The organism is Methylorubrum sp. SL192 (genome assembly GCF_026672325.1).
GTDB lineage: Bacteria > Pseudomonadota > Alphaproteobacteria > Rhizobiales > Beijerinckiaceae > Methylobacterium > Methylobacterium extorquens.
Genome location: NZ_JAPPQV010000003.1, coordinates 1602332 through 1627670, shown reverse-complemented (window position 1 = coordinate 1627670; position 25339 = coordinate 1602332). Strand labels below are relative to the sequence as shown.

The following is a 25339-nucleotide window of genomic DNA, read 5'->3' as shown; positions in this document are numbered from 1 at the left end:
CCGCCGCTTCTCAAACCGGCCGCGGTTAGCTGATATCTCCCAGCTATAACAAACGCCGGCTGAGCACGCACGCAGAGGTGAGGGCTCTCCTTCGTTGATGGGAATGCGACCGGGCTGATACCTGTTTGGCTTACTTGCCCCGCAACCGGCCGCAGCCCACCTTTCACCCATGACCCACCACCTTCCCGCCCTGGCCCGCCAAGCGTCGCAGGCGTCGGCCGCGATCCGTTCCGGACGAGCGCAACGGCGGGCCGCCGACCTCGCCCCCGTCATCACCGAGCTGCGCACCGGAGGCGCCGCGTCCCTGCGTGCCCTGGCGGCCGGCCTGAACCAGGCCGGTATCGCACCACCTCAAGCGCTCCAGTGGTCCCCTGTTGCGGTGAAGCGGGTGCTGGATCGCATCGAACAACTAGCTTCGACTTGATCTCCACGTGGAAAGCACCGGCATTGCTCCGACTTAATCAAGGTCGGCGTATTGCATCGTCTGTTACAGTAACCATCTCTCGCTTGGCGCCAATGCTTGAGCGAGAACAAGATGACCACTCAATCTCCCGTCCCGACCATCAGCATCAAGATCGGCGAGACGCCGCACGAAGTGACGATGTACTTCGGCCGCCTCGATGAGCTGGCCGAAGTAGTCGGCAGCTTCGAACGGCTCCCCGATGTGGATTTCCACGCGCCCACCCGGCAGGCGGTCCTGGATATCTGCCTGGCTCCCCGCGACGAACGCGGCCGGCGGATCGAGGGCGAGACCGTGAACCTCCACCAGCTCACTGTCGAAGACGGTGAAGCGGTCCTGGACTTCGTGAAGGACCACCTCTCGGATTTTTTTCTCGGGCGGCTGGAGAAGCACCTGCGCAGCCTCGCGGCGGACGGGGAGCGGCTGACGAATGTCGGATCCTCGCTGACTGGCTTGGCGGGCTCAGCTTCCGAGACACCGTAGTTTTCACGCTTGGTGTTAAGCCGAGCGCCCTGCCGGTCGTGTATTGGTCGCACACATTAGAAGACCTCATCACGCTCACAGACCTGAAGGTCCAATTCGAAATGGTGAAGGCCATGTCCTTCACCGAGAGCATGATGTTCACTGCCGGCAACATCTTCGGTGCGAAGCAAACCGCGCCGACCGATGAACTTACCAGCAAGGATGACATGCTGGCATTCGCGAAGATGGTCAATGGCTAGCAGCGGCGACAACTCTCAGGTGGATGTCGATATCGTCGTGGACGATGCGACCCTGAACAGCGGCCTCCAGCGCACGGCGCAGTACATCCGCGAGACGGTCCAGGGCGCTCGCGCGCTCCAGGACCAGTTCGCGGGCACGGTGCGAACCGTAGAACCGCTGCTGGCATCCGTCACCAGGCTCCGCACCGAGCTGGCCGCCTCGCGCACGGGCGGCGACCTCCAGGCCGGGCTCCGAGACCAGCTCCGCCAGGCCGAGACCGACCTTCGGACGGCGACCGCTGCTCTGACGGCGGCCCGACAGGCGGCATCGTCCCCAATACCAGCCCCCCGTTCCGGTGCTGGCTCGGGCGGTGCCGGTGGCACTCCGCCGGGTGGCTTCCCCGGCGGCGGTATCCCGCCCGGTGCCGGCGGCGCGGGCGGTGGCCTGTTTGGCCTCCAGGCTCAGATCGCGGCCAACTACGCGACCATTGGCGCGGGGATCACGGTGCTGCGCACCGGCCTCCGGGACATCGCTGAGTTCGATGACCGGCTCCGGCAGTTCCAGGCCATCACCGAGACCACCAACACCGAGATGGCGGGCTTCCGGGACCAGCTCCTGGCCGTCGCCGCCACCTCGCGCTTCAGCGTCACCGAGCTGGCGGGCGTCTCCATCCAGCTCGGCCAGATCGGCCTGTCCGCGAAGGGCGTCGGCCAGACGCTGAAGCCGGTTCTGGACCTCGCCGCCGCATCTGGGTCCACCCTCCAGCAGTCGGTGGAGGCCATCACCTCGGTGCTCGGGGCCTACAATCTGGAGGCGGCGCGCTCGGGTGACGTGGCCGACGTGTTCGTGGGTGCCCTGAACCGCACCAAGCTCGGGATGGATCAACTCCAGCTCGGCATCTCCTATGCCGCCAACGTGGCGCGCGACAGTGGGGTGTCGTTCACCGAGCTGACGGCGGCACTCGGCGGCATGGCGCAGGCCGGCATCAAGTCGGGTTCGACGCTCGGCACCGGCCTCCGGCAGTTCTTCCAGGAGTTCACCGCCCCCACGGACAAGCTGAAGGAGGGCCTGCGCCAGGTCGGCCTCAGCATGGCCGACGTGGACCTCCGGGCCAACGGCCTCATCGGCGTCATCGAGAACCTGCGCCGCGCCGGCTTCGGCACCTCCGAGGCCCTGCGCTCCCTGGACCTTCGGGCCGCCTCCGCCTACTCGGCCATGCTCGGCCAGGTGGACGTGATCAAGCGGCTTGGCGGCGACCTCACCCTGTCGAACGCGGCGGCGGAGGGCGCGGCCAAGGCGAACGAGAGCCTAACGGCCAGCCTCACCCGGTTCGGGAACGTCGCCTTCGGTCTGCTGGACAAGAGCCTCCGGCCAATGGTCACCGGGCTCACCAGCGCAGTGGACGGGGCGTCCGCGCTCACCACCGCCGCCGACAAGCTCGGGGTGGTGCTCCCCATCGTCGGCACCGGGCTTGGCACCATCGCGGTGGCCGCCGCCGGCCTGCGTCTCGGTGCGCTCGCGGCCAGCCTCGCCCCTCTGCTGGCGGGCCTCGCCAACCCGGCGGTACTGGCCATCGCGGCGACCGGCGCGGCCATCGGTGGCGGTGCCTACCTCGCCCGCATCCTGTCGGACACCGAGCGCGCGAAGGAGGCCCTGGACCAGGTGCGGGCCGTCCGCAACGAGGTGCTGTCCCAACAGCAGAGCATCGAGACCGGCATCAGCGGGCTGGACCAGCAGCTCGGGCTCCTGCTGGAGCGTCGGGAGAAGCTGAACGCCGACCCGGTGCTCCGCCGGAACACCATCCTGGAGGCTCAGAAGGCGTTCGGCGACCTCGGGCTGTCCATCTCGGCCAACGCCGCGTCGATTGATGAGCTGATCGCGGCCTACCGGCGGCTGCGCACCGAGCTTCAGTCCCAGAACACCGAGCTGTTGCAGCGCCAGTTCGCGGTGACCGCGAAGGAGCTTGATGCCCTGGTCACCAAGGGCAACGTTGATCGGCGGAGCGCGGACCAGCGCATTGCCGACGCGCTCGGCGGCGGCCAGGCGGACTATGCGGATCCTCGGTTCCCGGTGAAGGCGTCGGCCGGGCCGCGGTCGGACGATGCCGCTCTGGCGCGCTCCGGCCTCACCGCCCTGAAGCCCCTGCTGGACGTGATCCGCAACCCGGCCTCGCTCGGCCAGGATGATCCGCTCGGGGTGTCTCGTTACCAGCAGCTCATCCTTGATGAGCGCCAGCGGCTGGAGCGCGAGGCCGCGCCGCTCCGCCTGGATGCATCGAACCCCCCTCGCCTGGCGGCCATCACCGATACCCTGGACCGGCTCGACAAGATCGCGGCCCTGTTCGCGGACGCGGTGAAGACCAACGCCGGGGCCATCGCGGCGCAGGGCAAGCTCACCGAGCTGTCGGCCCGCGCCGATGTCTCCCGCCTCCAGCAGGCGCCCGAGTTCCAGGCGTTCGGCCAGCGTGCGGCCGACCTCCAGGCGGGGCTGACCGAGCGCAGCCGAGCGTTGGACACCGACCGGACCCTCACCGGCACCGAGAAGAAGGACCGGATCGTCGCCGCGATCCGGGAGACGCAAGCCGACGCTGCCACACTGGAGGCCGAGTTCGACCGGTATCTCGGTGAGCTGCGCGCAGCCGGCGCGGCCGACAAGACGGTGACCGAGGCCGGCGCGCGGATCACCGACCAGCTCAAGAGCCTCCGGCGCGGCGTCACGAAGGAGCTGGACGAAATCGCCTCCAGCATCCGGCCCGACCTGACGCGCGAGTTGCAGGCCGAGCGGAAGGCAACCGCCGCCCAGATCGACACGCTGATGAAGCGGGCCGGGGTGACCAGGGACACGGCCGAGCCGGGCGAGATCGAGGCACAGGTGAAGGCGCTGGTAGAGCGTCAGCGGGCCATCGCCCGGCAGCTTATCGAGGCCGAGACCGCCAACCCGGACGAGGTGGAGCGCCGGCCCGAGCTGCGCGAGCGCCTGGCCGCTGCGAATGAGGAGCTGGACGCGCGCCTGGCCGGCTACACCGACCGCGTGGCGGAGGCCCGGCGGCGGATCACGGAGAGCCTGCTGGCCTCTCAGGAACGGGCGCTCGGCCGACAGAAGGCCGTGCTCGATGCACAGGTGGCAGGGCTCGAAAAGCAAATCCGCGATCCGGCCACCACAGTTGACAAGGCGGCCGAGCTGGCCGCCAAGGTGCGCGAGCTGCTTCAGCAGGGCATCAACATCGTGGACCAGCAGGGCCAGCTCCGGCTGGCTCGCGAGGCGGTCACCGCGCCCACCGGCTTCAACCGGACCCCGGCCCTGTCCGAGACCGGCAACGCGGTGGCCCGCCAGATCGCGGACACGGCGGAGGGTGCCGGCCGGAATGACCGGCTTCGCACGCTCCTCCGGTTTGGCTCCTTCGAAAGCGACTTCAACCCGGCGGCGGTCTCCTCCACCGGGGCGCGCGGCGTGTTCCAGTTCACCAGAGGCACAGCCTCCGATTTCGGCCTGTCGGACCCCACCGACGTGGCTCAGTCGGCCCTGGCCGCGATCCGCTACTTCGACCAGATCGACAAGACCCTTCGGGCCAAGGGCCTGAACCTGTCCGACGACAACCGTTATGTCTTGTACAACCAGGGCGAGACGGGCGGCTCGGCCCTGCTGGCCAACCCGAACCGCGGCGCGATCCAGGCGCTGATGGATGCCGGGGTGGCCGCGGGCCGGGCGCGGCAGGCCATCACGGCCAACGGTGGCCAGGAGGCCGACACCTCGGCCGAGTTCACGGCCCGGCTGCTGGCCGCCTTCAACGCCAAGGCCACCCGTGCCGACCGCCTGGTGACGCCCACCGGGGACGCGCTCGACGAGAGCGAGGCCTCCGGCCGGAAGGCGCGAGCGGAGGCCGCGACGACGGAGGAGGCCAACGCCAGGGCCATCCGCCAGAAGCGTATCGCGCTGGAGCAGCGGCAGCTTGCTCGGGATGAGCAATCGCTGTCCGACCAGCTCGCCCTGGACAAGCGTGCTGTGGGTCGGACGGCCGACCTCGCGCCGGCCACTCGCACCATCACCGACCTGGCCGCCCTCCGGGACAAAGACCTCCAGCGCGAGCGTACCAGCGACCGCTTCGCGTCCCTCGCCCCCGATGAGCAGGGAGACCAGGTGGCGCGCATCCAGCGCAGCTATGCCGACCGGGCCGCCAAGCTGGTGGAGGCGAACGCGCGGGCCATCGGTGAGGCGACGCTGAAGACCTATCGGGAGGAGGCCGAGCGCACGAAGGCACGGGCCGATTTCCTGAAGGGTGAGGAGACGGCCGGGAAGGTGGGAGCCGGCGAGGTGCAGGCCGCCGACGCCGCCGCGCGCCAGGCCGCCGACCGGCTGAAGCTGGAAGGCCAGACCGCGGCCATCCGGGCGGAGGAGCTGGCTCTTGAACAGCAGCTCGAACAGCTCCGCGACAAGGGTCTTCTGTCCGAGACCGGCCGGGCCGCGATCCAGGAGCGCATCACCGAGCTGAAGAAGCGCGAGGCGGACTATGCCGCCAACGCGAACCTCCAGCGTGGGGTGGAGGCGCGCCGGGACGACGTTGGGGCCGCGCTCAGCCGGGGCTCACTCGACTTTTTCACGTCAGCCGGGCTGGTGGACCGCAAGACCGGGGAGTTCAAGACGGCGGCGCAGGAGATGGCCGGCTACTGGCAGCAGTCCATGGCCAGCATGTCGGGCTCGATGGCGAACCTGTTCCAGGGCCTCGCCACCGGCACGGTGAAGGGGAAGGACGCCTTCAAGATCTTCGCCACCTCCCTCCTCACCGACATGGCGCAGATCGCGAGCAAGGCCGCGTCCAACGAGATCATGAAGGCCCTGTTCGGTGACCTCATCGGGGGTGGTGCCAGCCCCGCCACCAATTCCGGCGGTGGGCTCGGTTCGATCCTCAGTAGCTTCTTCGGGGGTGGCTCAGCCGCCGCTGCCGCACCTGGCATGGCGCTCGGCGGCATGGTCACGGGCGGGGTGCCGAACCGGGATAGCGTGCCCCGGACCCTCATGCCTGGTGAGTTCGTCCTGAAGCGGTCGGCGGTGGACGTGATCGGCCGGGAGACCCTGGACCGCATGAACACCATGGGTGCGGGCGTAATGGCGAAGGCGCCCCCGGTGGAGCCGACCCGGTTCGCGAGTTCGTCCCGAGCCGAGAGCAACGTCTACGTGGTGGACCGGGACCAGGTGCCTCAGCCCGGCCCCTCCGATTTCGTCTACGCCATTGGCGAGAACATCCAGCGCGGCGGCTCGATTAAGACCCTCATCAAGAGGGTGACAGCTGGGGGATGATGCCCACAAACACCTTGGGCTATCAAACCTTATTTACTACACGACGGTCGTAGGCAGCTATCTCGATCAAGATCGCCAAGTCTCCCGTGTTATTCCAGACGCCGTTAGAAAGCCCCCAGTGGAAATAATGCACGACTTTCCCGGCTTTGTTGGTAACATTACAGTATTTACCTGGACGCGTCCAAAGCGCCACGAGTTCTCCGGCCTTAACGCCTTTGTTCGGAAACCAAAAGAAATTCCGGCGCTCATTCGAAAGATTAGTCGTCCCGCTGATATATGTATTATCACATACGGCATAGCCGTTTAGATTGGTATCTATGTCCACAGACAGTATTAGAACTTCTAACGAAGGATTACCGTTGTCCTGTAATTTCAAAATTGAGAGGTCCATTTCTACTCCCGGAAGATGATATTTGTTCGAAGCTGCTGCCGTGCACGGCCAATTATTTTTAGCTCTCGGGCAGAGAAATTATGTCATAGGGTGCAGCCCGCACCAAGGGATGGTCTCGGTGTGGAATGCACACCGAGACCCGCGTGGAAGCCAGCGCGTCAGACCAGCTTGCCCTGGCTGACGGTGATCTCGTGGATCTCATCTCCGACCGGCACCGTGATGACGTAGGTCTTCGGACCCTCAGTCCCTCCCTGCGGCGGCTCGATGTGAAGCTGGCCGCCGACCCACTCGCTGGGAAGCAGGGTGTTGTCCTTGATGACGTTCTGCTCCAGCGCAGCAAGATTGAGCTGGCCGGCAGCGACGGCATCACCGATCATGGCCGAGTTCTGCGCATCCGCCCGGGCGCCGTTAATCGCTCCGGCAATTGGGCTGTAGTTGCCGCCTCGGGTGTAGCTGGCGTTCTGCGCCGCGTAGCTGTTGCCAGCGGCAGCGACGCCCACCAGCAGGGCGCCGACGACCTGGCGGGTGCGCTCCTCCGAGACCAGCGTCTCGTACGGCACGACCGGCATAGGCCGGCTGGCAGCGCCGTTCTGGAGCTGAACGACGGTGACGTTCGTCACGCGGAAGTCGCTCGGAATTTTCCCGTTGTTCTGTAGGGCAACAACGAAGACGGGCCGCGCCCCGCGTGCGATTTCTCTGGATGCCGGGCTCACGATGACAGTCGAGTTCTTGCGCTTCGACATGATCGTGTTGCGTCCATCGCGGACGACGGCCTGTTGCTGGGGTCCAGCCGTAAATGCGACCCGCTCAGTCGGCACACAGGCTGCAGCTGATAGGGCAATCGAACATACAGCAACAACACGCCGGGCAAACATTTGCTCAGTTCCTGCTTCGGTAGGAGCTACAAAGCATGCCGAACATTATCCTAGCAAGATACTGCCATGCTTGAGTTGTGGAACGTTGCGAGATCGCAACACCTGAGGTGGCGCGGCATGGGTGCGAATGCTGATTTCGTTGCGTAGCCCGCACCCTAGGTGGCCGTGGTCTCGGTGTGGAACTCACACCGAGACCACTTGGAAGCTCCAGACGAGCGGTCCGCATCGTACCAAGTGTACAAGCGGTGTCGCCTATTGAGCAGAAATTTAGAGGATCCGCAAAGTCGTTGAAATGCCGTTCCACCCTGCAGAGTTGTGCACACTGATGAACTTAGATGCGGTTATATAAGCTGCTCACAAATCTAAGTTTGAGGCATCTTGATCATGAACGGCAGGACAGACGTAAAGCTTCAGACGCAAAGAGCGAGCAAGGTACGTCCGAAGGGCAAGGGCTATCGGATGGGGAACAAGCTCCAAGTCACGGTGCTGTTCATGCCGGATCTGGTGGACCGGATCGACGTTGTAGCTAGAAGGTTCGGGGAGGCGCGGACAGTCGTGATCAACCGCGCGGTGCGCGAGTTTCTAGACCGATTAGAGGCTCGGTGAGCTGCGAGCGGTCTCGGCGTGGAATGTGCACCGAGACCAGCTCTGGCGGTTCAACTCCGATCCCGCATCCGCACACCGGCCCCGCCGCCGTTCTCCGGGATGAACTGGACGCCTGCCGTCTCGAACGCCTGACGGATCACCATAAGAGTGGCGGGGCGGGGCTCTGCGCTGCCGCCCTCGAACTGACGCACGGTCACGACCCCCACCGAAGCGGCGGCGGCCAGCTCGGCTTGGGTCCAGTTCAGGAGGCCGCGAGCGGCCCGGCATTGTGCGGCAGAAATCATAGCCCAGTTTCTCAGATCCGTCTAAAAACGACAAGTCTGACCAATAAGGCTTGAAACGTCTTAAAACGTCGTTTATCGCTTGAACCATCGAAAAACGACGGATCAAGCGATGTCCTCCCGCCGCTCTCTCTCTTGGTCATCCGCCCTCCGCGACATGCGCGCCGACCGCGTACAGGTGCCGGCCGGCTTCCTCGGCGCTCGTGGCCGGGTCGAGGGCTTGGTCCGGTTTGGCAAGGTCGCGTTGGTGAAGGCCGATGGCTCCTTCGACCGCGCCGGCATCATGACCGCCGCTGTCGCTGCCGCGAAGGCGCATCAGCTCTCCTATGGCTCGACCTGGGCCGTCGCAATGTCCGTCTCGCTCAACGCCGCCTGGCAGGCCGCTCGCCGCGCCCGGAGCCACTGAGAACGGCGCCGATACCAAACCATCGCTCGGTGCGCCGGAAGGCCACGACAGCCAGCTCATCTGGATGCGCAGCAACGACACCGACCGAGAGCTTGTGACCCAGTGAGGAGCCCCGACATGACCGAGCCCAAGACCGTTGCCGACGTGCTGGACGCCCTGCTGGCGCTCTATGCCGCCCCTGGTGCCTGGATCCGCGACGGCGTTGCCGAGGATGCCGCCGGACGCTCGGTGCCGGCTGACAGCCCGGAAGCCATCGCTTGGTCACTGGAGGGCGCGCTGGAGCGCGTCATCGGTGAGTGGGAAGGTAACGCTCACCGGACGGCGCTGCTGTGCGCCGCCTCGGAGGCGTGCGGCGTTGACCTGTCGGACTTCAACGACACGGTGCGGCGCCAGGAGGTGGTGGTCGCGGTGCTTCGTGCGGGGCGCGATGCCGTCGTCTGAATGGCGCTAAGCTGTTGGCCGTCACCGCGCAACGTTAGGTGTGCTCTGTGCGCACTCGACAGCCACGCTCTGACCCGCTCTTAGCCCCTGGAAGACAAGGGAGGGGGCGATGTTGAATAGAGTGAGCCGGGCGGCCATCTGCGCGAGCGTAGGCGCAATGTTGAGCTTGGACGCGCAGGCGACCACCCTCGAGGAAATGGCAGAGACGATCCGCGCCCTTCAGGCTCGCGTCGAGACACTGGAAGCCCGCTCTCGGCGAGACCAGGCCGAGTTGCGTGCCGTGCGCCGTGAGCGCGCCGCGCCGGCTCCGGTTCCAGCGCCTCGCCCGCTCATCACAAAGGACGCGCCGCTCATTTCTGAGCCTATACCGGCCGCCGTGCTGAGTAGTTTTGACGGGGCTTATGCCGCGATCCTCGGGGGCTACAACTTCGGGCCTACCGGGCAAGCGGCATCCACGTTCTTCGGTTTCGAGAGCACCGCTTTGTCCTCTCTGTCCGGCGGTCGGGTGGGCGTGGCAGCCGGTTACAACCGGGTGATTGACGGCCTTCTGTTCGGCATAGAGGGCCGCATTCGAACCGACTTCGGGCAAACCGAGGCGGTTGGTATTCGCCCCAACAGCGCATTTCCATCAAGCCTGCCCTACACGTTCAGCTTTGGTGGCTCCGCACAGTCGTCATTCCCAGACTTCCAGTTGAACAACTCAGCAACTTCAAAGCGTGTCCTCTCGCGCGACGTTGGTGGCGATTTGGTCGCTCGTTTCGGCATCACGTTGGACGATTGGCTGTTCTACGGCCGGCTCGGTGCCGGCATGGAGGCTCTGCGCGTTGAACGGACCTTGGACGAGACCGCATCCGTCACATGCGTGAACCCGGTCGTTCGCTCGACGCCATTGCCGTTCACCGGGTTCAGCAACGCGGTGGTCGCGTGCGGCGCGCAGCGAAACGGCACGGTGACGCGCTCGGTCGATGTGTTCGCGTCACCCTTCGCCGTGATGGGCTTTGGCGTCGAACGCAACTTCGGTCCGATGTTCGCCCGGATCGAAGGCAACCTCTACCTCAACCTCCCGCCATCCGCTCTCATCAGTGGTAGCGGCACCTCTTATGCAACCGATGTGCTTGGCGCAGTCGGCTACCGCTTTTGAGCTTGGACAGCTGCGGCCTTGCTAGCCGCCGCTGCTAGTGGTTTCAGGACGAAGACGTTTAGCGGCTCGAACGCGCCAAGGTGAAGAGCGCCGCGCTGCGACGCCGCTTGGACAACGAGACCGACGAGATGCTTCACGAGGCTGCAGGCTGGGCAGCGTCGCCAGCGGTCAACGACGGGCCGACCACAAGTCACTCTGAAGTGCTCGATTTGATCCGGTGAGCGAGCGCGGTCTGAGGGATGATGTTCGCCCTCAGCTGGGCGAGCCTTACTCCATGCCGGGCGCGGTCGACAAATCAAACTTTTGGGTGGAACTTAATGACCGGCAAAGGGGGGAGCCTCAACTCGGACGACCAGTCCAAACTAGCGAATAAAGCCCTGAAATAAGTATAAGTCGCCGGACGCGCAACATTCTCAGCGAAAAGCTCTACAATTTCCTCGTCTACATCACTAAAGCCATTATAAATTACGTCGTAATGCGCAAGACATTTCGCGTATGTCTGCCGGCCGACTTTGATTTCAACCGTCCAAGCGACACTAGCAATAAAGGCTTTTGCCTCATCGTTGTACTGAAATTTGACTAATTTTCCTCCGTAACTCGGTACGGAAGAATTGCCTTCGCCCTTTGCCGGTCGCTTAACATCTCGATTAACCTTGAAATCGATCTTGCTAAGAAGGATTGTAACAAGATTAGCTTGCCGCACAGCACGGTTGTACTTGCGGCGACGCTCCTCCGGATCTGGAGGAGCGTCCGAGACAGCCATTTCCTTTGCAGGTTTCTTGCTCATTTAGGCGAAGATAGCCGTTTCGTCGTAAGCCGCGCCCCAATTGTCATTGGAAGCAGGATCAACCTGCCAGCGCGTGTTTTCCAGTTCGAGCAATCCTTGCCAGAACCCGGGCTCGGAATGATCGCCGACCCTGGCAGGGATCAGGTCGGGTTGCTTTTCGACGCACCAATCTCTGCTCGTGGCTTCAGGCTCCGGAACGGCCGTCGCATCTTGCCGCCGCCGGCTCACGCGAGAGATGTCGATTTCCTCACCCAGCGCATCGAAGACAGCGACCAGCGTCCGAAGCGTCGGATTGGCGTTGTCGCCGAGCAACTGGGTCACGCGCGACTTGCTAATGCCCAAAAGCTCGGCCAGCTGGACCCGGTTGAGGCCGCGTTCGTTCATCAACTCCTGAACGAGGTACTGAACCTCAGTGATGAGGCCTTCCTCCCGCTCGATCAGCCGAACGTCAGCGTCGCTTACGTGCCGCTCGCTCATCACTGTCTCCACCTCTCTTTTGCCCGGCCTGGTACTCCACCAAGCCGCCGATCTCCTTGGCAACTGCCTTGAGGAGATCCTGATCCGCTCTGTCGCGTTTCTTGCTGGGGTCAACTCGAACGCCGACGAAGCACTGAGCGCCCTCGATCGTCACGAAGGCCCCATAGAGGCGCCACTGCCAGACTTTGAAGACCCATATCGATACTGCCCCACCAGCACCATCAGGGAACGAACCCTCCCGCTTGAACTGCTCGTCGTTCAAACGGCCCGGCCCGTTAGCCGCCATCTCGTCGAAGTGCTTACGCAGCTTCACCCTTCGCTTAATGTCTTCCCTGTTTCGCCCCCTCTCCAACGCTTGCCACTCAGCAAGCGCCTTCGGAGCGAGCAGGATCTTGCCCCCTTTGCCTTCCGCCAAACACTCGAAGCCGGCAGCTGCGGTCAAGCGCCTGCCTCTCCAGCGTGTCGCGAACCGGTTAAGATATGGCTCAACTCTTCGCTCGTGATAAGTGGGGCAAATGGAATTTAACACGTGCTTTAGGCGCGGCAGACGCGCACGTGCTGCACACACCTCAACCAGGCAACCCCTGCTGCTTCACCGCTGGAAAGACGACCGGAAAGGAACGAGGCATCTACGGTTCTATAGCAGCAGGACCGGCCAAAAAAGCGTGAGCATATTCTGGCGCGTGGAAAAGTGGCTGCCACTCTCAGTCGCAGCCAGCCCGCTACGTGAACTAACCTGAAAGCGTCGATTGCGCCCCTTATGCGCCCCGACGACCAAGTTCGGGGTGCAGCCAGCGCTAATCTGCCGTCTAAGTCATTGTGCCGGATTGGTGGGCGGTGAGGGACTCGAACCCCCGACCCTCTCCGTGTAAAGGAGACGCTCTACCAACTGAGCTAACCGCCCGATCCGGCGCCGCGAAGCGTTACGGAAGGGATCGCGGCTGCGCAAGGTGGGTCTCGCCCTCCTCCCCCGATCCGCGCACGAAAAAGCCCCCGGAGCGGCGCTCCCGGGGGCTTCGTTCGATACGAGCGAGAGGATTAGTGGGCGATGACCGCCGCGCCGTCCTCATCTCGCTTCGGCGTCTTTGCCGGGAGGGGCTCGTCCCACTCGATGGGCTCAGGCTGACGCACGAGGGCGTGCTGCAGCACCTGATCCATCCGCGAGACGGGGATGATCTCCAGACCGTTCTTCACGCTGTCGGGCACCTCGGCGATGTCCTTGGCGTTCTCTTCCGGGATCATCACCGTCTTGATGCCGCCGCGGAGTGCGGCGAGCAGCTTCTCCTTCAGACCGCCGATCGGCAGGACGCGACCGCGCAGGGTCACCTCGCCGGTCATCGCCACATCGCGGCGCACCGGGATGCCGGTGAGCGTCGAGATGATCGCGGTGGCCATGGCGATACCGGCCGACGGACCGTCCTTCGGGGTCGCCCCCTCCGGAACGTGGACGTGGATGTCCCGACGCTCGAACAGCGGCGGCTCGATGCCGAAATCGATGGCCCGCGAGCGGACGTAGGACGCCGCCGCCGAGATCGACTCCTTCATCACGTCGCGCAGGTTGCCCGTGACCGTCATCTTGCCCTTGCCGGGCATCATGACGCCCTCGATGGTCAGCAACTCGCCGCCCACCTCGGTCCAGGCCAGACCCGTGACCACGCCGACCTGATCGTCCGCGTCGATCTCGCCGTAGCGGAACTTCGGCGGGCCGAGGAATTCCGGCAGCGTCTCGGGGTTGGCCTCGACCTGCTTCACCTTGGTGATCAGGATCTCCTTCACCGCCTTACGGATCAGGTTGGAGATCTCGCGCTCCAGGTTCCGGACGCCCGCCTCCCGCGTGTAGCGGCGGATGAGCATCATCAGGCCGTCATCGGTGATCGACCACTCGTCGGGGGTGAGCCCGTGCTTCTTGACCGCCTCGGGGATCAGGTGGCGGCGGGCGATCTGGAGCTTCTCCTCCTCGGTGTAGCCGGCGATACGGATCACCTCCATCCGGTCCATGAGCGGGCCGGGGATGTTGAGCGTGTTCGCCGTCGTCACGAACATCACGTTCGACAGGTCGTAATCGACCTCGAGGTAATGGTCGTTGAAGGTGGCGTTCTGCTCGGGATCGAGAACCTCGAGGAGCGCCGCGGACGGATCGCCGCGGAAGTCCATGCCCATCTTGTCGATCTCGTCGAGCAGGATGAGCGGGTTCGAGGTCTTGGCCTTGCGCATCGACTGGACGATCTTGCCGGGCATCGAGCCGATATAGGTCCGGCGGTGACCGCGGATCTCGGCCTCGTCACGCACGCCGCCGAGCGACATCCGGACGAATTCGCGGCCCGTGGCCTTGGCGATCGACTTGCCGAGCGAGGTCTTGCCGACGCCGGGCGGGCCGACGAGGCAGAGGATCGGGCCGGTGAGCTTGTTCGCCCGCTGCTGCACGGCGAGGTACTCGACGATCCGGTCCTTGACCTTGTCGAGGCCGAAGTGGTCCGAATCGAGGACTTGTTGGGCCCCGAGCAGATCCTTCTTGATCTTCGAGCGCTTGCCCCACGGGATGCCGAGCATCCAGTCGAGGTAGTTGCGCACGACCGTGGCCTCGGCCGACATCGGCGACATCTGCCGCAGCTTCTTCAGCTCGGCGGTGGCCTTCTCGCGAGCCTCCTTCGTCAGCTTGGTCTTCTCGATCTTGTCTTCCAGTTCGGCCAGCTCGTCGCGACCGTCCTCGTCGCCGAGTTCCTTCTGGATCGCCTTCATCTGCTCGTTGAGGTAGTACTCGCGCTGGGTCTTCTCCATCTGCCGCTTGACGCGGGTGCGGATGCGCTTCTCCACCTGCAACACGGAGATCTCGCTCTCCATCAGCGACAGCACGCGCTCGAGGCGCTGCGCCACCGTGGGGATTTCGAGGATCGCCTGCTTGTCGGCGATCTTGACCGCGAGGTGCGAGCCGACGGTGTCGGCGAGCTTGGACGGCTCGTCGATCTGCGTGACGGCGGAGACGACCTCGGGGGAGATCTTCTTGTTGAGCTTCACGTAGTTCTCGAACTCGGAGATCACCGAGCGGGCGAGCGCCTCGGCCTCGACGCGGTCACCGAGGTCATCGGTGAGCGTGAGAGCCTGCGCCTCGTAATACTCGTCCGAGCGCACGAAGGACTCGATCTGCGCACGGCCTGCGCCCTCGACCAGCACCTTCACGGTGCCGTCGGGCAGCTTGAGAAGCTGCAGCACGGAGGCGAGCGTACCGATCGTGTAGATCGCGTCGGTGGCCGGATCGTCGTCGCTGGCATTGATCTGCGTCGCGAGCAGGATGTGACGGTCCGAGCGCACAGCCTCTTCGAGCGCGCGGATCGACTTCTCGCGGCCCACGAACAGGGGCACGATCATGTGCGGAAAGACGACGATGTCGCGCAGCGGCAGGACGGCGTAGGAGCCCGTCGAACCGGGAACGACCGGCTGGCGCGATTTCGACTGGGTCATGGGTTCTTCCCTTATGTGTTGACGCCGGGCAGTCGCTCCTCAACGGCGAGCAAGCATCTTGCCAGGTGCCGACCGGGCCGCGAAGGGTCGGAAGCGGATAATCAGTTTGCGGCTGGTGGCGCGGGCCCGACCTTTCGGGGGATGAAGCGTGGAGCCCTGCGTTGAGCCTGAAATGGTCGTTGCGGGGGGCGCTTTCAAGCGCGGGCGTCCCCCGGAACGAAAAAGGGCCGCCGGCTTAAAAACCGTGCGGCCCCGGATGTTTGCCGGTCAGGCGCTGACGCTGGCCGGGGCTTCCTTGTTGCGGTCGCCGTGGATGAAGAGCGGCCTGGATTTGCCCTCGACCACCTCCGGGCCGATGACCACCTGCTCGACGGATTCGAGGCCGGGCAGGTCGTACATCGTGTCGAGGAGGATGGTCTCCAGGATCGACCGGAGGCCGCGGGCGCCGGTCTTGCGCTCGATGGCCTTGCGGGCGACGAGGCTGAGCGCCTCGTCCTGGAAGGTCAGCTCGACGTTCTCCATCTCGAACAGCCGCTGGTACTGCTTGACCAGCGCGTTCTTCGGCTCCTGCAGGATCTTCTTGAGGGCCTCCTCATCGAGATCCTCCAGCGTCGCCAGGACCGGCAGACGGCCGACGAATTCCGGGATCAGGCCGAACTTCAGCAGATCCTCGGGCTCGACCGAGCGGAACACCTCGCCGGTGCGGCGATCGTCGGGCGCCTGGACGCTGGCACCGAAGCCGATCGAGGTTCCCTTGCCGCGCTGGGAGATGATGCGCTCCAGCCCGGCGAAGGCGCCGCCGCAGATGAACAGGATGTTCGTGGTGTCGACCTGCAGGAACTCCTGCTGCGGGTGCTTGCGGCCGCCCTGCGGAGGCACGGAGGCGACGGTGCCTTCCATGATCTTCAGGAGCGCCTGCTGCACGCCCTCGCCCGAGACGTCGCGGGTGATCGAGGGGTTGTCCGACTTGCGGGAGATCTTGTCGATTTCGTCGATGTAGACGATGCCGCGCTGCGCCCGCTCGACGTTGTAGTCGGAGGCCTGGAGCAGCTTGAGGATGATGTTCTCGACGTCCTCACCGACATAGCCCGCTTCGGTCAGCGTGGTGGCGTCGGCCATGGTGAACGGCACGTCGAGGATGCGGGCGAGCGTCTGCGCGAGCAGCGTCTTGCCCGAGCCCGTCGGCCCGATCAGCATGATGTTGGACTTGGCCAGTTCGACGTCGTTGTGCTTCGTCGCGTGGGCCAGCCGCTTGTAGTGGTTGTGCACGGCGACCGAGAGGACCTTCTTGGCGAAGTCCTGGCCGATGACGTAGTCGTCGAGGACGCGCCGGATCTCCTTCGGGGTCGGCACCCCGTCGCGGGACTTCACCAGCGAGGACTTCGATTCCTCGCGGATGATATCCATGCACAGCTCGACGCACTCGTCGCAGATGAACACCGTCGGGCCCGCAATCAGCTTGCGAACCTCGTGCTGGCTCTTGCCGCAGAACGAGCAGTACAGCGTGCTCTTCGAGTCGTTGCCGCCTGTCTTGCTCATGTCGGTCTCCGGTTCGCGGGCGCGGCCCCAGCCAGGAGGACACGCGCGTCGTTCATACGATGTAAGCGCATCCGCCTAAAGAAACAGTCACACAGGGCGGATGCGTCGGGATTGAGGCACTGTCATCCCGATGCAATCATGCAGCCGGCTCGGGATCAACCGGCCTCTCGGCTGGGGCGGGCGCCCAAAAGACGCATGACCCGACAAGGTCGGGCCAGCGGCCCCCGGGCGCCTCAGGTATCTCGTCCTAATCAGGCGGCGGCCGGCTCGGGACGCTTGTGCAGGATGTCGTCGATCAGGCCGAACTCCTTGGCCGCGTCGGCGGTCATGAAGTTGTCGCGCTCGAGCGCCTGATGGATCGTCTCGTACTCGCGGCCGGTATGCTTCACGTAGATCTCGTTCAGGCGCTTCTTGAGAGCCTCGATCTCGCGGGCATGGATCAGGATGTCGGTGGCCTGACCCTGGAAGCCGCCGGAGGGCTGGTGCACCATGATCCGGGCGTTCGGCAGGGCGAAGCGGTGGCCGGCCTCGCCTGCGGCCAGCAGGAGCGAGCCCATCGACGCGGCCTGACCGACGCAGAGCGTCGTGACGGGGCAGCGGATGAACTGCATCGTGTCGTAGATCGACAGGCCCGAGGTCACCACGCCACCGGGCGAGTTGATGTAGAAGGAGATTTCCTTCTTCGGGTTCTCGGCTTCCAGGAACAGGAGCTGGGCGACGATCAGCGACGCGCCCTGGTCCTCGACGGGGCCGGTGAGGAAGATGATCCGCTCGCGCAGAAGCCGCGAGTAGATGTCGAACGCGCGTTCGCCGCGGCTCGACTGCTCGACCACCATGGGCACGAGCGAGTTGTGGAAGTAATCGACCGGATCTCTCATTTCAGCCCTCGGCTCCGGGTCCGGCCCCGGGGCGAATCGCCCGAGGCCGGATGGTTACAGCGAACACGGCAAGCGTTAACGCCGCCTGATCTCAAAGATCGCCGCCCGCCGCGGAGCCGGTGGGTCGGCGATCAGCCGGCAGCCTTGTCGGCCGCCGCCTCGTTGTTGGACTCGCTCGGCTTCTCGTCCGTCGCGGCCCCGCCGGTCACGGCGTCGGCCTCGTCGTCTTCGGCGAAGAGCGCCTCCTTGGAGACGGGTTCCTCGACGACTTGGACCTGACCGAGGACATGGTCGACGACCTTCTCCTCGAACAGCGGCGCGCGAAGCTCGGCGAGCGCCTGTGGATTGTTGCGGTAGAAGTCGTAGACCTGCTTCTCCTGGCCCGGGAACTGCCGGATCCGGGCGAACAGGGCCTGATTGACCTCGTCATCCGAGACCTTGATATCGGCGGTCTCGCCGACTTGCGCAAGCACCAGACCGAGCCGCACGCGGCGCTCGGCGATCTTGCGGTACTCCGCCTGCGAAGCCTCCTCGGTCGTGCCCTCGTCCTCGAAGGTCTTGCCGCGGGTCTTCAGGTCCTGCTCGACCTGCGCCCACACGGCGGCGAACTCCTGGTGGACGAGGCTCGGGGGCAGGTCGAAGGCGTACTTGCCGTCGAGCGCGTCGAGCAGCTCCTTCTTGAGCTTGCGCCGGGACTGGGCCTCGTAATCGGAGCCGACGGCCTTGGACACGGCTTCCTTCAGCTTCTCGAGGTCGTCCATGCCGAAACGCTTGGCGAGCTCGTCGTCGATCTTGGTCTCGCCGGGGGCGGCGACGGCCTTCACGGTCACGTCGAACTCGGCGTCCTTACCGGCGAGCTGCTCGGCCTGGTAATCGGCCGGAAAGGCGACCTTCACGAGGCGGCTGTCGCCGACCTTGGCGCCGACGAGCTGGTCCTCGAAGCCGGGGATGAAGGTGTTAGAGCCGAGCTCCAGATCAACGTCCTCGCCCTTGCCGCCCTCGAACTCGGTGCCGTCGATGCGGCCGACGAAGTCGATGGTGACGCGGTCGCCGGACTGCGCCTCGGCGCCCTCCTCGCGCGGCTCGAAGGAGCGGCTGTCCTTGGCCATCCGCTCGAGCGTCTCGTTGACCTCCTCGTCGGAGGGCTTGAGCACGAGCTTCTTGATCGAGACGTCGGAGAGGTCGGCCAGTTCGAAGCTCGGCAGCACCTCGAGCTTCACCTTGAAGGCGAGGTCGCCCTTGGCATCGAGCGCGCGCTCGATGATGGTCTGCTCCTCATCCTTCGGGAACTCGATCTGCGGCTCGAGCGCGAGGCGCAGGCCCTTGTCGGTGACGATCTGCTGGTTGGCCTCGTTGACGGCGTTCTGCAGCACGTCGGCCATCACCGACTTGCCGTAGACCTTGCGCAGATGCGCGACCGGCACCTTGCCGGGGCGGAAGCCCTTGATCTGGACCTTGCCCTTGATGTTCGAGAGCTCGGTGTTGAGGCGATCCTCAAGCTCGTTCGCGGGGAGGAGCACCTGAAACTCGCGCTTCAGCCCCTCGGAGGTCGTCTCGGTCACCTGCATCGTCGTTCGTCCGCTGTTTTCTAAAACCGCAATCTCGTCTTCGCGTGTCGCTGCGCCAGGGAAGCCCCATAGGGAAGCCCCCTTGCGGAAGCTCCGGCGGGAACCGTTCGGGTTCCTGACGCCGATACGGACATGGTGCGGGCGGAGGGGCTCGAACCCCCACGTCTTGCGACACTGGAACCTAAATCCAGCGCGTCTACCAGTTCCGCCACGCCCGCAAGCGCCATCGACACGAGCCCGGATACCGGGCCGTCGAAGCGCGCGTCTATAGCACGCGCACCCGAGCTCGCAGCAAAAAACTTGCGGGGCGCCGCGTGCGGTGGCGGGCCGGACGAAGCCTGTCTACAACGCGAGCCCGACAGAACGACGACGCGAGACGCCATGCGAAATCCCGACCCGACGGCCCAGCCCGCGCCGGGATCGTTCTCACGGCGCGAACTGTTCGCCGGCAGCGCCGCCCTCGCCCTGATGCCGCGGACGGCCGCGGCCCAAGCGCCGGCCGGGAAGGCCCCGCCCTCGGAGCCGAAATCGATCAAGGCGGCACCGGCCAAGCTTCGCTTGAAGCCCGAGCCCGCACCCGAGACCGCTGTATGGCGTCTCGGCGAAGCGGAGGCACCGATCCTGCGGGTCAAGCTCGGCGACGCAATCCGCCTGCGCGTCGAGAACGGGACCGACAAGCCGCTCTCGCTGCACTGGCACGGGGTGCGGATCGTCAACGCCATGGACGGCGTCGGCGGCGTCACCCAGGAGCCGATCAAGCCGGGGGCGAGCTTCACCTACGACTTCACGCCCCCGGATGCCGGCAGCTTCCTGATCCGCGCGCTCGTCGTCGGCGGGTCGAGCGAGCCGTCGGGCCGGGGCATCGCCGGCATGCTGATCGTGGACGAGCCCTCCCCACCCCTGGTCGATGCAGACCTCGCCCTGCTCGTGCAGGATTGGCGGCTCGACGAGGCCGGCGCGCTGCAACCCTTCGGGCAGGTCGCCTTCGCCGCCGCGGCCGGGCGGCTCGGCAGCGTCGTGACGCTCAACGGACGGCCGATCCCGCTCGCGCTCGACGCGCGGCCGGGCAGCCGTCTGCGCCTGCGGCTCGCCAATGCCTGCAACGCGCGCAGCCTGCGCATCCGCTTCGACGGGCTGAAGGCTTATGTCGCGGCGGTGGACGGGCAGCCGACCGACACTTTCGAGCCTCTGAAGGCGACACTCCCCTTCGCGCCGGGCACGCGCTACGACCTGCTGCTCGATCTCCCGGCGCAGGCGGGACCGGCCGGCACCATCACCGCGCTGGTCGGGCAAGGCCTGCCGCTGGCGACCCTGACCGCCGTCGGCGAGCCGGTGGCGCAAACCGGCCGCGCCGTGATCGGCTCGATCCCCGAGAACAAGCGCCTGCCGGCCGAGATCCGGTTGCAAAGCGCGCTTCGCCGCGAACTCGTGCTGACGGGCGGCGTGCGGCCCGACAAGGCGAAGCCCGGCGCCGAGACGCCCTATGCCGGCGATCCCGCCAAGATCTGGCAGATCAACGGCGCGAGCGGGACAGCGGGGGCGCCCCCCTGTTCTCGGTCAAGCGCGGCGGGGTCGTGGTGCTGTCGATCCGCAACGACACCGGCTTCATCCAGAGCCTGCACCTGCACGGCCACGTCTTCCGCCTGCTGCATCAGCTCGACGACGGCTGGGAGCCCTACTGGCTCGACACCGTGCAGATCCCGGAGGGCAAAAGCGCCCAGATCGCCTTCGTCGCAGACAATCCCGGCCGCTGGCTGCTCAGCGCGACCGTGCTGGAACGGTTCGACACGGGGCTGTGGACGAGCTTCGAGGTGAGTTGAACGCCCTCACCGGGGCGGCGGGAAGGTCCAGAAGAACTCGCCCGAGCGCCCGCCCTGGAGCGAGGCCTGCCGGGTGAGGAAGCGGCACTCCGCCGCCAGCGCAGCCTCGCTCCAGCCGGTGCAGGACCGCATCTTCAGGGAGACCGGGTCGTAGTCGAGGCGATGCTCGGGGGGCGAGCGCACCATCAGGCCCGAGGGCAGCACCAGGCTAGTCCACGCCGACCTGCGGCATCAGCCTGTGCGCGTAGGGCGAGACGATCCGGTCGAGGGCGATGATGGGCGTGCGCCGCTCGGTGCGCAGCCAGTCGGTTTCGGTCGGCAGCGTCAGCCTCGCACCCGTTCCCACGCCGCCCGGTCCAGCCGCGGCAGCCGCGCGCGATCTCGCAGATGATCTCCTCGCCGTCGCCCTCGACCACGGCGTCGAGATAGGCATGAGCCGGGCGGTACGGTTCGTGACTCTCACGAGCACCGCCACGGGTGCACTGCTGGCCCTTCTGTTCGTGGTGCCCCTGCGCTGCTCGGACCCGAGCGCGGCCGGGTCCTCGGCGCGCCTGCTGCGCCACGCGCAGTTGCGCACCGAGCGGCTGCACGGGCGCATGCGCGCCGACCTGCTGCATTCCGACCAGATGCAAGACCGTATTTTGGCTTTTGCCGGCCATGCCGAGCGAGGACTGTTTTGCAATGGCCCTTCTGGCTGGAACGCGGCAAGCCCGGATCTGCGCGGCGCTCGCCGGCCTCTTCTTCTCCACCTGCGCGGCGAGCGCCCAGGACACCCGCGTCGATTGCGTGGTGGAGCCGGCGCAGAAACTGAAGATCGGTTCGGCCACACTCGGCATCCTCAAGAGCGTGCCGGTCAACCGGGGCGCGGCGGTCAAGGCCGGCGACATCATCGCCCGGCTCGATTCGAGCGTGGAAGAGGCCAACGTCGCCCTGTCGCGGGCGCAGGCGGAATCGACCGCCGGCATCGAGGCGCAGCAGACCCGCGTCGAACTCTACAAGCGCCGCCTCGAACGCCAGAACCAGCTCTCGAAGGGCATCGTCACCCAGGAGAAGCTCGATCAGGTCGAGGCCGATTACGAGATCGGGAGGCGCGACCTCCAGACCGAGATCCTCAAGCACAAGCTCAACGGCATCGAACTCCAGCGCGCCAAGGCGCAGCTCGAACTGCGGATGATCCGGAGCCCGATCCGTGGCATCGTCACCGAGCGGCTGATGTCGGCCGGCGAGTTCGTACGCCAGGACAGCGCGATCTTCACCCTGGTCCAGCTCGATCCGCTCTACGTCGAGGCCTACCTGCCGGTCGCCCGCTGGAAGGAGATCGCGCTCGGGATGCCAGCCACCGTCGTGCTCGACCAGCCGATCGGCGGCGCCTACGAGGCCAAGGTCAGCGTGGTCGATCAGGTGTTCGACGCGGCGAGCGGCACCTTTGGCGTGCGCCTCGAATTGCCGAACCCGGACTTCAAGCTGCCCGGCGGCCAGCGCTGCAAGGTCGCCTTCCCGCTTCCCCCCGCCGGCCCGCTCGCGACCGCCCTCCCCCCCGACGCCAAGTAGGCGGCGAATCGGGGACCGGTCGCTCGGCGCGATGGACCTTTGCCCGCCATCGACGTATTGCGCTGCACGATGGAGCGGACGGCGACACGGATGCTGACGGTGGGGCTCGCGACGCTTGGCGCCGCCGTGCCGCCCGCCGACTTGAGCAGCGCGCAGGCGCAAGCGGCCGGAGCCGCCGCCGAGACAAGCCGGGAGGCGCAGGATGGGTCCGAGGCGCGCGCCTTGATCGAAACGCTGAGCGCCCGCCTTCTCGCCGCGCCGAGCGCCACCGCCGTTCTCGAAGCGTGGTGCGCTGAGCGCGGGCTCAGCCCCGATCCGCGGATCGTCGCCGTGCGCGTTCCCGGCCCGGACAAGCTCCCCGGTGCGGCCCGGCGCGAGCGGCTGGCCGTGGGTCCGGACGAGCCGGTGCGCTACCGCCGGGTGCGGCTCACCTGCGGCACCCACGTCCTGTCCGAGGCCGACAACTGGTACGTTCCGAGCCGCCTGACGCCCGCGATGAACGCGGCGCTGGACGGCACGCAGGCCCCCTTCGGCCACGTCGTGCGCCCCCTCGGTCCGAGCCGGCGCAACCGGTCGCTGACGATGCTGTGGCGGCCCGAATCCGGCGGCCTGCCGGGGCCCGGCGAACCGCTGTTCTCAGTCGAGGCGGTGCTGACGGCGGGCGGCGTGCCGTTCTGCGAAGTCGCCGAGACTTATACCGGCGCCGTGCTCATTCAGGGCGAGCGCTGACGCGACGCCCGGCCAGACCCCAATTTGTTCTATTCATCATCGCGCGGACGCGAAGCCGTCCAGGACCGCGACCATTCCGGAGAGATTGGTGCGCTGGACGGCTTCGCCTCGCCGTGACGAATCGAGGTGCGTCCGTCAAAAACTCTGATCGGCCCGGTGGCCCTCGCGGGCGAGGCGCAGCAAATTCTGGCCGTAGCTAGTTTTGGCGAACAGCTCACCGCGCGCCTGCAACTGCTCGCGGCCGATGAAGCCCTGCAGGTAGGCAATCTCTTCGAGGCAGGCGACCTGAAGTCCTTGCCGGCGCTGCAGCACCCGCACGAACTCGCCGGCCTCCAGCAGGCTGTCATGCGTGCCGGTGTCGAGCCAGGCGTAGCCGCGGCTCATCCGCTCGACATGGAGCTGGCCGCGTTCGAGATAGGCCTGGTTGACCGATGTGATCTCGAGTTCGCCCCGGTCCGAGGGCTTCACCTCCGCGGCGATGTCGAGCACCTGATTGTCGTAGAAGTACAGCCCCGTCACCGCCCAGGGGCTTTCGGGGGTCTTGGGCTTCTCCACCAGCCGCAAGGGCCGGCCGGACTCGTCGAGGGTGACGACGCCGTAGGCCTCCGGATGATCGACGTGGTAGGCGAACACCGTTGCCCCGCTCTTGCGGGTGCGCGCCTTGGCGAGCAAGTCGCTCATGCCGTTGCCGAAGAACAGGTTGTCGCCGAGCACCAGCGCCACGTCGTCCGAGCCGACGAAGTCGCGGCCGATGATGAAGGCCTGGGCCAGCCCTTCGGGCCGCGGCTGCACCGCGTAGGTGAAGGTGACGCCGAACTGCTCACCGGTGCCGAGCAGGCGCTGGTAGTTGCCGAGATGCTCCGGCGAGGAGATGACGAGGATCTCGCGGATGCCGGCCAGCATCAGCACCGAGATCGGGTAGTAGATCATCGGCTTGTCGTAGACCGGCAGGAGCTGCTTGTTGATCGCCAGCGTGGCCGGATGGAGCCTGGTGCCGGAGCCGCCGGCGAGCACGATGCCCTTCATACGAAACACGTCCTGATCAGTGGGAGCGAACCGGCCCGACCAGCCGGTCGAGGATGTCGTCGAGCGCCGGCTCCCAGGAGCGCGGCGCGAGGCCGTAGGCGTCGGTCAGGCTCTGGGTGGAGAGGCGCGAATTCACCGGGCGCCGGGCCGGCGTCGGGTAGGCGGAACTCGGGATGCCCTCGATCGGAACCGAGCGCCCGCCGCGCCGGGCCGACCCCGCGACGATCGCACGGGCGAAGTCGCACCACGTCGTCGCGCCGTCATTGACGCAGTGGAAGGTGCCGGTGGGCGCAGCCTCGTCGCCGGCCAGCCGCAGGGCGATCGCGGCGAGCGCACCCGCGAGATCGGCCGCGGAGGTCGGGCAGCCGTGCTGGTCCTCGACAACGGTAAGCCGATCCCGCTCGCCCGCGAGCCGCAGCATCGTCTTCACGAAGTTGCCCCGGTGCGGGCTCACCACCCAGGCGGTGCGCACGATGGCGTGGCGCGGATTGCCGGAGCGCACCGCCATCTCGCCGGCCGCCTTGCTGGCGCCGTAGACGCTTTGCGGGTTCACCGGCGCATCGGGGGCGTAGAAGCCTTCGCCCGCGCCGTCGAACACGTAATCGGTCGAGACATGGACGAGCGGGATCGCCCGCCGCTTCGTCTCGGCCGCGAGGATGGCCGGGGCCAGCGCGTTGAGGCGCCATGCGGCCGCGACCTCGCTCTCGGCCTTATCCACCGCGGTGTAGGCAGCCGTGTTGATTACCGCCGCGTAGGTGCGCGCGTCGAGGGCAGCCGCAACGGCCGCCTCGTCGGTGATGTCGAGGCTCTGGCGGTCGGGCGCGTGGACCCGCACGCCCTCGGGCCAGGACAAGGCCTGAAGCTCCGTGCCGACCTGACCGGCGCCGCCGAGGATCAGGATGTCCAT

The 25339-nt window shown here is 66.2% G+C and carries 23 protein-coding genes, 2 tRNA genes and 1 pseudogene; 10 read left to right on the top strand and 16 right to left on the bottom strand.

Going from position 1 to position 25339, the window contains the following annotated elements:
* The first annotated feature begins 169 nt into the window (after positions 1-169).
* From OVA30_RS08395 to OVA30_RS08380, 4 genes are all read left to right on the top strand, one after another.
* The gene (locus OVA30_RS08395) at positions 170-424 is read left to right on the top strand and encodes a resolvase (RefSeq protein ID WP_268175176.1); all 255 of its coding nucleotides are present in this window, start codon (positions 170-172) and stop codon (positions 422-424) included.
* Between the two features lie 96 nt (positions 425-520).
* Complete coding sequence (locus OVA30_RS08390; RefSeq protein ID WP_268175175.1) at positions 521-943, top strand: hypothetical protein; 423 nt, start codon at positions 521-523, stop codon at positions 941-943.
* Positions 944-1056: 113 nt separating this feature from the next.
* On the top strand, positions 1057-1182 hold the full coding sequence (locus tag OVA30_RS08385) for a hypothetical protein (protein WP_268175174.1): 126 nt from the start codon (positions 1057-1059) through the stop codon (positions 1180-1182).
* Positions 1175-6457 carry a phage tail tape measure protein gene (locus OVA30_RS08380; protein ID WP_268175173.1) on the top strand — a complete coding sequence of 1761 codons (5283 nt, stop codon included), beginning with the start codon at positions 1175-1177 and terminating at the stop codon, positions 6455-6457. The genes OVA30_RS08385 and OVA30_RS08380 overlap by 8 nt, the downstream gene beginning before the upstream one ends.
* A 22-nt stretch (positions 6458-6479) precedes the next feature.
* On the opposite strand, the gene OVA30_RS08375 is transcribed toward OVA30_RS08380, so the two are convergent.
* The 3 genes from OVA30_RS08375 to OVA30_RS08365 form a co-directional block, all read right to left on the bottom strand.
* Positions 6480-6848 (bottom strand): hypothetical protein, encoded by a 369-nt coding sequence (locus tag OVA30_RS08375; RefSeq protein ID WP_268175172.1) that lies wholly within the window; start codon positions 6846-6848, stop codon positions 6480-6482.
* Between the two features lie 158 nt (positions 6849-7006).
* Positions 7007-7591 (bottom strand): hypothetical protein, encoded by a 585-nt coding sequence (locus OVA30_RS08370; RefSeq protein WP_268175171.1) that lies wholly within the window; start codon positions 7589-7591, stop codon positions 7007-7009.
* A 788-nt stretch (positions 7592-8379) separates the two neighbouring features.
* The gene (locus OVA30_RS08365) at positions 8380-8613 is read right to left on the bottom strand and encodes a helix-turn-helix domain-containing protein (protein ID WP_268175170.1); all 234 of its coding nucleotides are present in this window, start codon (positions 8611-8613) and stop codon (positions 8380-8382) included.
* Between the two features lie 109 nt (positions 8614-8722).
* Between OVA30_RS08365 and OVA30_RS08360 the strand changes: the two genes are divergently transcribed.
* The 3 genes from OVA30_RS08360 to OVA30_RS08350 all read left to right on the top strand — a co-directional run bounded on the left by OVA30_RS08360 (position 8723) and on the right by OVA30_RS08350 (position 10598).
* Positions 8723-9016 (top strand): hypothetical protein, encoded by a 294-nt coding sequence (locus OVA30_RS08360; protein ID WP_268175169.1) that lies wholly within the window; start codon positions 8723-8725, stop codon positions 9014-9016.
* A 117-nt stretch (positions 9017-9133) separates the two neighbouring features.
* On the top strand, positions 9134-9457 hold the full coding sequence (locus tag OVA30_RS08355; protein ID WP_268175168.1) for a hypothetical protein: 324 nt from the start codon (positions 9134-9136) through the stop codon (positions 9455-9457).
* A 157-nt stretch (positions 9458-9614) separates the two neighbouring features.
* Positions 9615-10598 (top strand): hypothetical protein, encoded by a 984-nt coding sequence (locus OVA30_RS08350; RefSeq protein WP_268175167.1) that lies wholly within the window; start codon positions 9615-9617, stop codon positions 10596-10598.
* A 295-nt stretch (positions 10599-10893) separates the two neighbouring features.
* Here OVA30_RS08350 and OVA30_RS08345 read toward each other — a convergent pair whose 3' ends face one another.
* From OVA30_RS08345 to OVA30_RS08305, 9 genes are all read right to left on the bottom strand, one after another.
* On the bottom strand, positions 10894-11385 hold the full coding sequence (locus tag OVA30_RS08345; RefSeq protein WP_268175166.1) for a hypothetical protein: 492 nt from the start codon (positions 11383-11385) through the stop codon (positions 10894-10896).
* A complete protein-coding gene (locus OVA30_RS08340; protein ID WP_268175165.1) occupies positions 11386-11862 on the bottom strand; it encodes a helix-turn-helix domain-containing protein in 477 nt (158 codons plus the stop codon). It lies immediately after the preceding gene.
* Complete coding sequence (locus OVA30_RS08335; protein WP_268175164.1) at positions 11834-12304, bottom strand: hypothetical protein; 471 nt, start codon at positions 12302-12304, stop codon at positions 11834-11836. Before OVA30_RS08335 ends, OVA30_RS08340 begins: the two co-directional genes overlap by 29 nt.
* 386 nt (positions 12305-12690) lie before the next feature.
* Positions 12691-12766: transfer RNA gene (locus tag OVA30_RS08330), tRNA-Val, on the bottom strand.
* A gap of 134 nt (positions 12767-12900) precedes the next feature.
* Positions 12901-15321, bottom strand: coding sequence for an endopeptidase La (gene lon / locus OVA30_RS08325; protein ID WP_003600393.1), 2421 nt, complete (start codon positions 15319-15321; stop codon positions 12901-12903).
* A 267-nt stretch (positions 15322-15588) separates the two neighbouring features.
* Positions 15589-16860 carry an ATP-dependent Clp protease ATP-binding subunit ClpX gene (gene clpX / locus OVA30_RS08320; protein WP_003600394.1) on the bottom strand — a complete coding sequence of 424 codons (1272 nt, stop codon included), beginning with the start codon at positions 16858-16860 and terminating at the stop codon, positions 15589-15591.
* Between the two features lie 251 nt (positions 16861-17111).
* Positions 17112-17738: an ATP-dependent Clp protease proteolytic subunit gene (locus tag OVA30_RS08315; protein ID WP_003600395.1), complete on the bottom strand. Its 627-nt coding sequence runs from the start codon at positions 17736-17738 to the stop codon at positions 17112-17114.
* 131 nt (positions 17739-17869) lie between these two features.
* Positions 17870-19306 (bottom strand): trigger factor, encoded by a 1437-nt coding sequence (gene tig / locus OVA30_RS08310; RefSeq protein ID WP_012253842.1) that lies wholly within the window; start codon positions 19304-19306, stop codon positions 17870-17872.
* Positions 19307-19439: 133 nt separating this feature from the next.
* A tRNA-Leu gene (locus tag OVA30_RS08305) sits at positions 19440-19524 on the bottom strand.
* 163 nt (positions 19525-19687) lie between these two features.
* Here OVA30_RS08305 and OVA30_RS08300 point away from each other — a divergent pair.
* Positions 19688-21126: pseudogene (locus OVA30_RS08300) on the top strand (multicopper oxidase family protein).
* 6 nt (positions 21127-21132) lie between these two features.
* Here OVA30_RS08300 and OVA30_RS08295 read toward each other — a convergent pair.
* A complete protein-coding gene (locus tag OVA30_RS08295; RefSeq protein ID WP_268175163.1) occupies positions 21133-21330 on the bottom strand; it encodes a hypothetical protein in 198 nt (65 codons plus the stop codon).
* 4 nt (positions 21331-21334) lie between these two features.
* Positions 21335-21472 carry a hypothetical protein gene (locus OVA30_RS08290; RefSeq protein WP_244413530.1) on the bottom strand — a complete coding sequence of 46 codons (138 nt, stop codon included), beginning with the start codon at positions 21470-21472 and terminating at the stop codon, positions 21335-21337.
* A gap of 335 nt (positions 21473-21807) precedes the next feature.
* On the opposite strand from OVA30_RS08290, the gene OVA30_RS08285 reads away from it, so the two are divergent.
* A complete protein-coding gene (locus OVA30_RS08285; protein ID WP_268175162.1) occupies positions 21808-22677 on the top strand; it encodes an efflux RND transporter periplasmic adaptor subunit in 870 nt (289 codons plus the stop codon).
* Between the two features lie 69 nt (positions 22678-22746).
* Complete coding sequence (locus OVA30_RS08280; RefSeq protein WP_268177470.1) at positions 22747-23406, top strand: hypothetical protein; 660 nt, start codon at positions 22747-22749, stop codon at positions 23404-23406.
* Positions 23407-23541: 135 nt separating this feature from the next.
* Here OVA30_RS08280 and rfbA read toward each other — a convergent pair whose 3' ends face one another.
* Positions 23542-24432, bottom strand: coding sequence for a glucose-1-phosphate thymidylyltransferase RfbA (gene rfbA, locus OVA30_RS08275; RefSeq protein WP_015951016.1), 891 nt, complete (start codon positions 24430-24432; stop codon positions 23542-23544).
* A 16-nt stretch (positions 24433-24448) separates the two neighbouring features.
* On the bottom strand, positions 24449-25339 hold the full coding sequence (rfbD, locus tag OVA30_RS08270) for a dTDP-4-dehydrorhamnose reductase (protein ID WP_268175161.1): 891 nt from the start codon (positions 25337-25339) through the stop codon (positions 24449-24451).

Bases quoted from the DNA above. Each gene is read 5' to 3' on its own strand.
- OVA30_RS08280 (WP_268177470.1), top strand. From the start codon at position 22,747: ATGGAGCGGACGGCGACACGGATGCTGACGGTGGGGCTCGCGACGCTT.
- OVA30_RS08285 (WP_268175162.1), top strand. From the start codon at position 21,808: ATGGCCCTTCTGGCTGGAACGCGGCAAGCCCGGATCTGCGCGGCGCTC.
- rfbA (WP_015951016.1), bottom strand. From the start codon at position 24,432: ATGAAGGGCATCGTGCTCGCCGGCGGCTCCGGCACCAGGCTCCATCCG.
- OVA30_RS08380 (WP_268175173.1), top strand. From the start codon at position 1,175: ATGGCTAGCAGCGGCGACAACTCTCAGGTGGATGTCGATATCGTCGTG.
- lon (WP_003600393.1), bottom strand. From the start codon at position 15,321: ATGACCCAGTCGAAATCGCGCCAGCCGGTCGTTCCCGGTTCGACGGGC.
- rfbD (WP_268175161.1), bottom strand. From the start codon at position 25,339: ATGGACATCCTGATCCTCGGCGGCGCCGGTCAGGTCGGCACGGAGCTT.
- clpX (WP_003600394.1), bottom strand. From the start codon at position 16,860: ATGAGCAAGACAGGCGGCAACGACTCGAAGAGCACGCTGTACTGCTCG.
- OVA30_RS08375 (WP_268175172.1), bottom strand. From the start codon at position 6,848: ATGGACCTCTCAATTTTGAAATTACAGGACAACGGTAATCCTTCGTTA.
- OVA30_RS08355 (WP_268175168.1), top strand. From the start codon at position 9,134: ATGACCGAGCCCAAGACCGTTGCCGACGTGCTGGACGCCCTGCTGGCG.
- OVA30_RS08345 (WP_268175166.1), bottom strand. From the start codon at position 11,385: ATGAGCAAGAAACCTGCAAAGGAAATGGCTGTCTCGGACGCTCCTCCA.
- OVA30_RS08370 (WP_268175171.1), bottom strand. From the start codon at position 7,591: ATGTCGAAGCGCAAGAACTCGACTGTCATCGTGAGCCCGGCATCCAGA.
- OVA30_RS08385 (WP_268175174.1), top strand. From the start codon at position 1,057: ATGTCCTTCACCGAGAGCATGATGTTCACTGCCGGCAACATCTTCGGT.
- OVA30_RS08395 (WP_268175176.1), top strand. From the start codon at position 170: ATGACCCACCACCTTCCCGCCCTGGCCCGCCAAGCGTCGCAGGCGTCG.
- OVA30_RS08350 (WP_268175167.1), top strand. From the start codon at position 9,615: ATGTTGAGCTTGGACGCGCAGGCGACCACCCTCGAGGAAATGGCAGAG.
- OVA30_RS08315 (WP_003600395.1), bottom strand. From the start codon at position 17,738: ATGAGAGATCCGGTCGATTACTTCCACAACTCGCTCGTGCCCATGGTG.
- tig (WP_012253842.1), bottom strand. From the start codon at position 19,306: ATGCAGGTGACCGAGACGACCTCCGAGGGGCTGAAGCGCGAGTTTCAG.
- OVA30_RS08365 (WP_268175170.1), bottom strand. From the start codon at position 8,613: ATGATTTCTGCCGCACAATGCCGGGCCGCTCGCGGCCTCCTGAACTGG.
- OVA30_RS08360 (WP_268175169.1), top strand. From the start codon at position 8,723: ATGTCCTCCCGCCGCTCTCTCTCTTGGTCATCCGCCCTCCGCGACATG.
- OVA30_RS08340 (WP_268175165.1), bottom strand. From the start codon at position 11,862: ATGAGCGAGCGGCACGTAAGCGACGCTGACGTTCGGCTGATCGAGCGG.